The sequence below is a fragment of the Neorhizobium sp. 05N33 genome (assembly GCF_056397445.1).
In genome coordinates this window covers 209,029-218,914 of the sequence record NZ_JBFTNK010000009.1, presented here as the reverse complement: position 1 = coordinate 218,914, position 9,886 = coordinate 209,029, and the positions used below count along the sequence as shown (strand labels likewise).

Sequence of the window (9,886 nt, the reverse complement as noted above, 5' to 3'; positions counted from 1 at the left end):
TCGCAATGGCGCTCATCAAAACACCAAAACCAGCCGCGGCATGAGCCAGCCCATCCTTCTGCGCCTCCCGCCAAGACCTCCCGGCGGAAAAACAAATCCACAAAAACAAAACCCGCCGAAAATATCGACGGGTTTGTCAGCAGTCTGAAGGCAGGCCAGAGACCATCCGGCCTGCCTTCTCTGTTTCAGCATTTGCGTCTATCTTCCGGCGGCCGAAAACCGGCGAGGAAATGGGAGGGACGGATATGCGATGCACCTTGCTGATGGGCGGGCTTTTGTTCGTCGCGAACCCGGCACTCGCCAACGATTCCATGGCGGAACTGAAGACGGGCGGGCTGATCTACGTCCAGACCTCGGATGTGGCCATGGCCGAGGAACAGCTCTACATTTCCCGCGAGGAAGTGCTGGTCGATTACGTCTTCAAGAACACCAGCGACAAGGACGTCGAAAGCGTCATCGCCTTTCCGATGCCGGACATCACCGGCAGCATGGACAGCAATATCGCGCTCGACGATACCGATGCGGACAATTTCCTTGGTTTCTCGGTCGTGCAGGACGGCCGGCAGATCAAGCCGGAGCTGCAGCAAAGGGTGCTGGCGGCCGGCATCGACCGCACCGACGAACTCGTGGCGCGCAACATTCCGCTTCTGCCCTATAGCGACAGGACGCTTGCCGCACTCAAGGCCCTGCCTGAAGACGTAAAGGCCGCCTGGATCGCCGAGGGGCTGGTTTTCGTCAACCGCTACGACGCCGGCAAGGGCTGGCAGGAGGACCTGACGCCGGCCTGGACGCTGCGCTCGGTCTATTGGTGGAAGACGAAATTTCCGGCCGGCAAACCCGTCCGCGTCAGCCACCGTTATAAGCCGAGCGTCGGCGGCACCGTCGCCATGACCTTCATCGATCAGGGTAAGCCGGCGACGAATTACAAGGACTATGCCGACCGCTACTGCATCGACGCCGCATTCATGAAGACCGCCGCAAAACTCGAAGCGGCGGCCGGAAAAGGCGGCCCGAACTATACCGAGCAATGGGTGTCCTACATCCTCACCACCGGCGCCAACTGGGGCGGTTCGATCGGTAAGTTCAAGCTGACGATCGACAAGGGGAAGGAGAAGGATTACGTCAGCTTCTGCGGCAACAGCGTGAAGAAGATCGGCCCCACGACTTTCGAGATGACGGCGGACGATTTCTATCCGGAAAAGGATCTGAATATCCTGTTCCTGACGGCCGCCGATCAGTGACGGTGGCGGCAAAGATCCGAATTCAGTAATATTGAATGAAAGTGATCGTGCTGGCGCTTGCCGGCCGGGTCGGAAAGCACGATGTTTCCGATCGTAAGTTAGCCCAAGAGTTCCGGAAACATCCCATGCCGCGTCGCCCTGCCGATGGTTATGATCCCATCGCGATCGTTCTGCACTGGCTGATCGCGTTGTTGATCCTCGGCCTATTGGTGCTCGGCTTCGTCATGACCCTCCAATCGATCGATCCAGCCCTGCAGTTCTCGCTTTTCCAGTGGCACAAGTCCTTCGGCATGCTGGCGCTGCTTCTAGCCGCCGTGAGGCTGGTCCATTCGCTGACGGTCGTGCGGGTGAAACCTGTCAAAGGTCTGAGCGCACTGGAACATCGCTCGGCAGACGCGATGCACTATCTGCTGCTGACCTTGGCGGTGGTGGTGCCGGTGGCCGGTTGGATGATCGCCTCCGTATCGCCGCTCGAAATTCCGACCTTCGCGTTCAACCTCTTCGTCATTCCGCATCTTCCGGTGCCGAAGTCCGATGCCGCCGAGGCCTGGTGGACGACCGTCCACGCGGTTCTCGCCTATTCGACGCTGGCCCTCGTCCTCTTGCATTCGGGCGCCGCACTCTACCACCACTATGTCAGGCACGACGACGTGCTCACCCGCATGCTCGGCAGCCGGCACCGCACCGCAAAAACATCCATCGAGGAGCCGGGACCATGACCCGCAAGACAACCGTCATCGCAGCCATGCTGCTCGCCATGTCGCTCCCCGGAGCCGGCTTCTCGGCCGTGAACGTTCCGAGCCTCACCGAGGCGGCGGGGCGTTATGCCATCACCTCCGGTTCCCGCATCGCGTTTGCCGTGGATCAGGTCGGCGGCGGCGGCATCAAGGGCAAGTTCGGTAAGTTTTCAGGCACGTTCAACCTGAAAGCCGGCGATCTCGCGCATTCCATGGTGAATTTCGATCTGAAGCCGGAAAGCGTCAGCACCGGCCAGGACCGCATCGACGCCTTCCTGCGTTCCGGTGCCGTCTTCGATTCCGGTCATTTCGAAACGATCTCGTTCCGCTCGGAGCGCGTCGAGCAGACCGGCCCGGACAGCGCCCGCATCACCGGCACGCTGACCGCCAAGGGGCATAGCTCGTCCGAAATCTTCGATGTGAAGCTGACCTCCTGGAGCGGACGGAAGATAGGTTTCAATGTCAGCGGCAAGATCTTCCGCTCCCGCTACGCCATGGACGTCGGCACGCCGATCTATTCCAATGTCGTGCAGTTCGACATGGTGATCGAAGGCGAGCGGAACTAGGAGCCGCCCCTTCAATGGGATGCGTTACTTCATTCGACGTAGGAAGATACTGCTTCGGAGCCTCCGTGCGGTGGGCCCTTGAGGCGTGGAACGACACTTCCAAATGAAGTATTTGATTTCCATGCTATAATTTAGGAGTGAGATCTGATTTTGAATCTATCTAACGACTAACGCTTTCGAAGTATGAGCTTTTGTCATGCTTGCGCCATCCAAAAATTATGACACTCTGGCCAAAGTATAATTTGGGGGAGTGTAATGGCGCAGTTAGTATATCCCATTGATGCGGATACTCTTCTGGCAGATGTTGATGCTGCTCGCTCGATGGCCAAGAATTATGCCGGAGCTTATCAATCGGCATCGCCTTATCCGCATATCTGCATCGACAATTTCCTGCCCGAGCAGGTTCTGGAGAACGTCCTGACCGACCTCCGGAACCGTCCGGAAAAGGAAACGACCTTTGCAAGGGCGCAGGAAAACAAGAAGGTCTCCTATGTTCCGGAGCGGCTTCCGACCTACACCAAGAACCTGTTTTATGCGCTGAATTCGCGCCCCTTCATTCTGTTTCTGGAGGAGATGACTGGGATCGAAGGATTGATCCCCGACCCATTCTTTTTCGGCGCCGGCGTTCATGAGACCGCCAATGGCGGGCATCTCGATATCCATGCCGACTTCAATCTCCATTCCAAGATGAAGGTCGAGCGCCGGCTCAACACGCTGATCTATCTCAACAAGGACTGGCGGGAAGAGTGGGGCGGCTCGTTCGAGATCTGGGACAAGGAGATGAAGGGCAAGGTGCACAGCTTCACTCCCCTGTTCAATCGCATGGTCACCTTCTCGACCACATCGGATTCCTTCCACGGCAACCCCTCGGTCGTGAACCATCCGGAAGACAAATCGAGAGATTCGATCGCGCTTTATTATTACACGGCAACGTGGGACGATTCCCGCAAGTCGCATTCGACGCTCTTCAAGCCGCGGCCGAATTCCACCGACAAGAAGGATTACGCCGAAATACGCCGCGACGTGCTGCGGGACTTCACACCACCGATGCTCTATCGCAAGATCATCGGGCCGCTGAGCCGCCTCGGTTTCTAATCCGGGAGGACCTGACGACCGGGCTCAGCCGGCAAAGCCGACGCCGATCTGGGGCTGGCCGAGCGTCCTGAACACGGTCGAGACGATGCCGGCGCGGTCGAGGCCGGCCTTGGCATACATCGCGTCCGGGCTTGCCTGCTGCATCCAGATGTCCGGCAGCACCAGCGAGCGGATTTTCAGGCCGTTGTCGAGCAGGCCCTCGGTCGCGAGGAACTGCAGCACATGGCTGCCGAAGCCGCCGACCGCACCTTCCTCGATGGTGATCAGCACTTCGTGGTGGCGAGCGAGCTGGCGGATCAGGTCATGGTCCAGCGGCTTGGCGAAGCGCGCATCCGCAACCGTGGTCGAAAGACCGGCGGCGTCGAGATCCTCGGCTGCAAGCACACATTCCTTAAGGCGCGTGCCGAAGGAAAGCAGCGCTACCTTGGCACCTTGCTTGACCACCCGGCCCTTGCCGATTTCAAGAATCTGGCCGCGTTCCGGCAGCTCGACCCCGACGCCTTCGCCGCGCGGATAACGGAAGGAGATCGGGCCTTCGTCATAGGCAGCGGCTGTACGCACCATGTGCTTCAGCTCCGCCTCGTCGGCGGCCGCCATCACCACCATGCCCGGCAAGGTGGCGAGGAAGGTCGTATCGAACGAGCCCGCGTGGGTCGGCCCGTCGGCGCCGACGAAGCCGGCGCGGTCGATCGGGAAACGCACCGGCAATCCCTGGATCGCCACGTCATGGACGACCTGGTCGTAACCGCGCTGCAGGAAGGTCGAATAGAGCGCGCAGAAAGGCTTGTAGCCCTCTGCCGCAAGGCCCGCCGCAAACGTCACCGCGTGCTGTTCGGCAATGCCGACATCGAAGGTCCGGGCCGGGAAGACATCCGCCAGCTTGTCGATGCCCGTGCCGTTCGGCATCGCGGCGGTGACGCCGACGATCTTGTCGTCGAGTGCTGCTTCCTGAACCAACGCCTCGCCGAACACGCTGGTATAACTCGGTGCGTTCGGTTTCGATTTCGCCTGCGCGCCGGTGATGACGTCGAACTTGTTGACGCCGTGATATTTGTCGGCGGCGGCTTCCGCGGGCGCATAACCCTTGCCCTTCTGCGTCACCACATGGATCAGCACCGGGCCGCGAGCATTGTCGCGCACATTGCGCAGGACCGGCAGGAGGTGGTCGAAGGAATGACCGTCGATCGGGCCGATATGGTAGAAGCCCATTTCCTCGAACATCGTGCCGCCGGTGACGTAACCGCGGGCATGTTCGACGGCGCGGGTGATCGCCCGGTCGACATTCTTGCCGAGATAGGCGGTCAGCTTCTTGCCGAGGTCGCGAAAGCCCATATAGGTGCGGCCGGAGGCGAGCCGCGCCAGATAAGCGCTCATCGCGCCGGTCGGCGGGGCGATCGACATGTCGTTGTCGTTCAAGATGACGATCAGCCGGGCATCCAGCGCACCGGCATTGTTGAGCGCCTCATAGGCCATGCCGGCGGACATCGCGCCGTCGCCGATGACCGCGATCACATTGCGCTTCGAGCCGGAAAGATCGGCCGCGACCGCCATGCCGAGGCCGGCGGAGATCGAGGTGGAGGAATGTGCGGCACCGAAGGGATCGTATTCGCTCTCGGCCCGGCGGGTGAAGCCGGAAAGCCCATCCTCCTGCCGCAGCGTGCGAATGCGGTCGCGCCGGCCGGTGAGGATCTTGTGCGGATAACACTGATGGCCGACATCGAAGATCAGCCGGTCATCCGGCGTGTTGAATACCTTGTGAATGGCGATCGTCAGTTCCACGACGCCGAGGCCGGCGCCGAGATGGCCGCCGGTGCGCGACACCGCATCGATCATCTCGTCGCGCAATTCGCGGGCAAGCTGCGTCAGGTCGCGATCTTCGATGGCGCGAAGATCGGAGGGAAGCTTGACCTTGTCGAGCAATGGCGTGGCGGGGATTGATGTCACGGACGATGGCCTTTTCTGCTCTTTCCGGAAGCGTGTTCTCCCCCAAGATGAGAAGAAAGCAGGCTTTTTCAAGTTGCATGACCTGCGGTTCTAACCGATTTCAGGCGGTGGGCAAGGGGACAAACTCCTCCTCGTCCCCAGGCACGATATCGAAACGGCCGGTGCGCCATTCCTCTTTCGCCTTTTCGATACGCTCCTTGGAGGAGGAAACGAAGTTCCACCAGATGTAGCGTTTGGAATTCAGCGCTGCCCCGCCGAACAGCATCAGGTGGCAGCCCGGAGCGCCTGCTTCGAGGGTGATATCGTCGCCCGGCCGGAAGACGAGAAGCTGGTCGGCCGCGAAACGGTCGCCCGAAACGACGAGTTCGCCGGAAAGAATGTAGATCGCCCGCTCCTCATGCGCCGCTGCAAACGGGAAACGCTTGCCAGCCTCGAGGCGGAGATCGACATAGAGCGTGTCGGTGAAGGTCGAAACGGGTGAGCCGAGGCCTTCGAAAGCGCCGATCACCACCCGGCCGCTCGCCCCGTCCGCATCGATGACCGGCATCTTTTCCTTATCCGTGTGCGAGAAGGTCGGATCGATCTCCTCCTTGTTATCCGGCAGTGCCAGCCACGTCTGCAGCCCGGAGACCGACATCGGATGGCCGCGCAGGTTTTCCGGCGTGCGCTCCGAATGCACGATGCCGCGGCCCGCGGTCATCAGGTTGATATCGCCCGGCCGGATGGTGAGTTCGGTGCCGAGGCTGTCGCGGTGCTTGATCTCGCCGTCGAACAGGTAGGTGACGGTGGAAAGCCCGATATGCGGATGCGGCTTGACGTCGAGCGCCTCGTCGGCCCGCAGCAGCGCCGGTCCCATCCGGTCGAAGAAGATGAAGGGTCCCACCAGTCTTCTCTGCCGGCTCGGCAAAGCGCGCCGCACGGAAAACCCACCGATATCGCTGATGCGCGGAATGATCAGATTCTCGATGGCATCGCAGGCAAAGGCGTCGCCGGCGACCGGGTCGTTTCCGGGGAAGAAGGACATGAGGGGCTTCCTAAAGCGTTTCCTGGTCTTCGGGATATCGGGCGAGAAAGGCTTCCAGATCGGCGAGCAACGGTGGCAGACGATGCGTGATCGCCGCCCAAATCACCGTATCGAGTACGTCGGGATAGTCATGCCGCAGGATATTGCCGAGGTTTCGTATGCCGCGCCAATCATGCTGCGGAAACAGCTCTTCAGCAAGCGGGCCAAGTTTAACGGCTGCCTCCGAAAGTCGCGCGAGGCATCGCTCAGACGCATCCTTTGTCAGACGGTTCTTGGAATAAATCGTGAAATCCATACCAAGGGTGTATTCAAGAACGGCTTGCCCGTTCTCGATAATATCACGCATGCGGATAAGAGGGCGCTTAGTAGGCAATGGCGCGATCCCGTTCCACATTTCGCCGGAGCCGTTCCTTCTGTAGCGGTTCGGCAATGATATCCACACTGCTGGCACCCGTAATACTTGAGATCAATACGCGTAGATCTTCAAGGGCGCTAAAGTAGCCGAAACCCGACTGGATCACGGGTTCAGCAAATTTGACGAGAACGTCAAGATCGGATTCGACCGTCGCTTCGCCTCGGGCAACCGAGCCAAAGATCGACACATGCTCCGCACCCGCGGCACGCAACTCGTCTTCGTGCTCTCTCAGCTTGGCGATGACCAGATCTTTGTCCATGCGGACAATATAGTGGAGCCTCCGGTCCTGGTCGAGAGTTCTCAGTCGGGACACTTACTCAGAACGGCCTCTTCCCCAGCCGTCGCCCCAAGCTCGACGCAGCCGTCCGCATGACACAGCCTCCACCCACCCGGCGTCATGCCCGACGCCGCCAGCGAAATGCGTTCCTGCGGCGGCAGCGTCGGGTGCCAAACCCACCAGCCGTCCCTCAGCAGCGCGTCCGCCCCAGGTTCCATGCCGGCGCCGGACCCTTTGACCTCCGCCTGACGAAGCTCCAGCCCGGCCGGTGTCACGGCCCACGTCTCTCGCCATTCCGTCCTCTGCACCGAATGGGTCCAGGAGAGCGTGAACATCGAGATGGCAAGCACCGTCAGTTTGCCGCCGGCCAGGATGCAGAGGCTCATCGCCCCTTGCTCATGTCAGCGCCGGTGCGGCCGGCGCGCTGCGGTTCCGCCACCAGTGTTGCGCGACGATGATGACGCCGAGTACCCAGCCGAGTTCGTCGGTCCAGGGAAATGCCACCACCAGACTTGCACCGGCGATGAAGGCGAGCAGGCGCTCCCAAGCTGCCATGCGGGCAAACAGGAAGCCGACCACCGCCGTGCCCCAGAGCGCGATGCCGAAGCACGCCTTCAGGAAGACATAGGCGACCTCGACCGGATAACTCCAAGCCGCTGCAATCGCACCCGGATCCTGCAGCATCAGGGCCGGCGTGTAGACGGCCATGAACGGCACCACGAAACCGGCGGTTGCGAGCTTGGTCGCCTCCACGCCGATCTTCAGCCCCGAGGTCTTCGCCATCGGTGCCGCCGCGAAGGCGGCGAGCGCCACCGGCGGCGTCAGGTCCGCCATGATGCCGAAGTAGAAGACGAACATGTGGCTGACGATCAGCGGCACGCCGAGTTCGAGCAGCGCAGGTCCGGCAAGCGACGAGGTGATGATGTAGTTCGGGATTGTCGGAATGCCCATGCCGAGGATCAGGCAGGTGATCATCGTCAGGACCAGCGACAGGAACAGGTTGTGCTCGCCGACCCGGATGATCGCGCCGACAAAGGTCGAGGCGATGCCGGTCAGCGTCAGCGTGCCGATGACGATGCCGACGATGGCGCAGGCGATGCCGACCGGCAGCGCGTTCTTGGCTCCCTCGGCCATCGCGTCGCGGCAGATCGCCAAGGTCTCGCGACCGCCCTTGACGAAGATGCAGCCGACGATCAGGGCGAGGATGACGATCGCCAGGAAGTTGACCCCATAGCGCAGGAAGGAGGCGGCGGCGATGCCGAGCACGAGCCAGAAGACGAGGCGGAAGGCAAGCGGGCCGATGCTTGCGGCAAGCGGCATGCCGAGGATCAGCACGATGACCAGCGCCAGCCCCATCGTCCCGGCGAAGATCGGCGTATAACCGGCAAACAGCAGGTAGACGAGGGCGGCGAGCGGCAGGATCAGCGGCCAGTGTTCCCGGACGGCAGCCCAGGGGTTCGGCAGGTCGGCTTTGCTCATGCCCTTGAGGCCCGCTTTGCCGGCTTCCAGGAACACCATCCAGAAGCAAACGCCGAAATAAAGCACGGCCGGGATGATCGCGGCCTTGACGATCTCGGCATAGGAGACGTTGAGCGTTTCCGCCATGATGAAGGCGACGGCACCCATGACCGGCGGCATGATCTGCCCGCCCATCGACGAGGTCGCCTCGACGCCGCCAGCAAAGGCCGAGCGGAAACCGAAGCGCTTCATCAGCGGAATGGTGAACTGTCCGGAGGCGACGACATTGGCGACGCCCGAGCCGGAAATCGTGCCCATCAGCGCCGACGACATGACGCAGACCTGCGCCGGCCCGCCGCGCCAGGTGCCGACGAGGCCGAGCGCGAAATCGTTGAACAGCGCCAGCATGCCGGCGCGTTCCAGAAATGCCGCAAAGACCACGAAGATGAAGATATAGGCCGCCGAAACGTAGATCGGCGTCCCGTAAATGCCCTCGGTCCCATAGGCAAAGTTCTCGATGATCTGTTCGAAATCATAGCCGCGATGGACGAACGGCCCGGGGGCGTATTGGCCGAAAAAGCAATAGGCAAGGAATATGGCGGCGATGATCGTCAACGGCAGGCCCATCAGCCGTCGTGCCGCTTCGAAGACCAGCACGATCAGCACGGTTCCGACGATGAGGTCCGGCGTTGTCAGGAACCCGCTCCTGACGATCAGGTCGTGGTAGAAGACCCAATTGTAGAGGCCGGTCAGGAAGCCGACGATGCCGAGCCCCCAGAACCAGATCTTGCCGGCTTTCGTTTTGGCGACGAGATTGCCGATCAGCACGAAACCGAGCAGCAGCAGGAAGCCGACATGCATGGCCCGGACGATCTGGCTCGCAAGCGTCCCGTAGGCGGCGGTCCAAAGCTGGAAGAGGGTAAAGGCAAAGGCGATCCAGAAGGCGATCCGCCCGGTCAAACCCTCGCCGAAGCCGGCCGGCAGGCCCTCGATCGGCTCTTCGGCGCTCTGCGAATTCATCGAGTTTTGCATTGGGGTTTCGGACATTGGTTCTCCGAGGTTTCCGTTGCCCCTCACCTTAATCCTCTCGCCGTTTGGGGGAAAAGGATAGGTGGCCCAAACGACGTTA

The 9,886-nt window shown here is 61.2% G+C and carries 10 protein-coding genes; 4 read left to right on the top strand and 6 right to left on the bottom strand.

All coding sequences use genetic code 11. From position 1 onward, the window contains the following. Window positions 1–245: 245 nt before the first annotated feature. The 4 genes from AC1DLT_RS22015 to AC1DLT_RS22000 all read left to right on the top strand — a co-directional run bounded on the left by AC1DLT_RS22015 (window position 246) and on the right by AC1DLT_RS22000 (window position 3,639). Window positions 246–1,241, top strand: a complete 996-nt coding sequence (locus AC1DLT_RS22015; RefSeq protein WP_477488162.1) for a DUF4424 domain-containing protein — start codon at window positions 246–248, stop codon at window positions 1,239–1,241. 125 nt (window positions 1,242–1,366) lie between these two features. Further along, complete coding sequence (locus AC1DLT_RS22010) at window positions 1,367–1,960, top strand: cytochrome b (RefSeq protein WP_477488161.1); 594 nt, start codon at window positions 1,367–1,369, stop codon at window positions 1,958–1,960. After that, the gene (locus AC1DLT_RS22005) at window positions 1,957–2,544 is read left to right on the top strand and encodes a YceI family protein (RefSeq protein ID WP_477488160.1); all 588 of its coding nucleotides are present in this window, start codon (window positions 1,957–1,959) and stop codon (window positions 2,542–2,544) included. The genes AC1DLT_RS22010 and AC1DLT_RS22005 overlap by 4 nt, the downstream gene beginning before the upstream one ends. Window positions 2,545–2,799: 255 nt before the next feature. Next, the gene (locus AC1DLT_RS22000; RefSeq protein WP_038540502.1) at window positions 2,800–3,639 is read left to right on the top strand and encodes a 2OG-Fe(II) oxygenase; all 840 of its coding nucleotides are present in this window, start codon (window positions 2,800–2,802) and stop codon (window positions 3,637–3,639) included. 24 nt (window positions 3,640–3,663) lie between these two features. Here AC1DLT_RS22000 and dxs read toward each other — a convergent pair whose 3' ends face one another. From dxs to AC1DLT_RS21970, 6 genes are all read right to left on the bottom strand, one after another. Then, window positions 3,664–5,583 carry a 1-deoxy-D-xylulose-5-phosphate synthase gene (gene dxs / locus AC1DLT_RS21995; RefSeq protein WP_477488159.1) on the bottom strand — a complete coding sequence of 640 codons (1,920 nt, stop codon included), beginning with the start codon at window positions 5,581–5,583 and terminating at the stop codon, window positions 3,664–3,666. 100 nt (window positions 5,584–5,683) lie between these two features. Continuing rightward, window positions 5,684–6,607: a pirin family protein gene (locus tag AC1DLT_RS21990; protein ID WP_477488158.1), complete on the bottom strand. Its 924-nt coding sequence runs from the start codon at window positions 6,605–6,607 to the stop codon at window positions 5,684–5,686. 10 nt (window positions 6,608–6,617) lie between these two features. Continuing rightward, window positions 6,618–6,953 carry a HepT-like ribonuclease domain-containing protein gene (locus AC1DLT_RS21985; RefSeq protein WP_477488157.1) on the bottom strand — a complete coding sequence of 112 codons (336 nt, stop codon included), beginning with the start codon at window positions 6,951–6,953 and terminating at the stop codon, window positions 6,618–6,620. Window positions 6,954–6,969: 16 nt separating this feature from the next. Next, window positions 6,970–7,281, bottom strand: coding sequence for a nucleotidyltransferase family protein (locus AC1DLT_RS21980; RefSeq protein ID WP_046599439.1), 312 nt, complete (start codon window positions 7,279–7,281; stop codon window positions 6,970–6,972). 41 nt (window positions 7,282–7,322) lie between these two features. Continuing rightward, window positions 7,323–7,685: a DUF1850 domain-containing protein gene (locus tag AC1DLT_RS21975; protein ID WP_477488156.1), complete on the bottom strand. Its 363-nt coding sequence runs from the start codon at window positions 7,683–7,685 to the stop codon at window positions 7,323–7,325. Window positions 7,686–7,695: 10 nt separating this feature from the next. Next, complete coding sequence (locus AC1DLT_RS21970; protein WP_477488155.1) at window positions 7,696–9,804, bottom strand: TRAP transporter permease; 2,109 nt, start codon at window positions 9,802–9,804, stop codon at window positions 7,696–7,698. Window positions 9,805–9,886 lie beyond the last annotated feature (82 nt).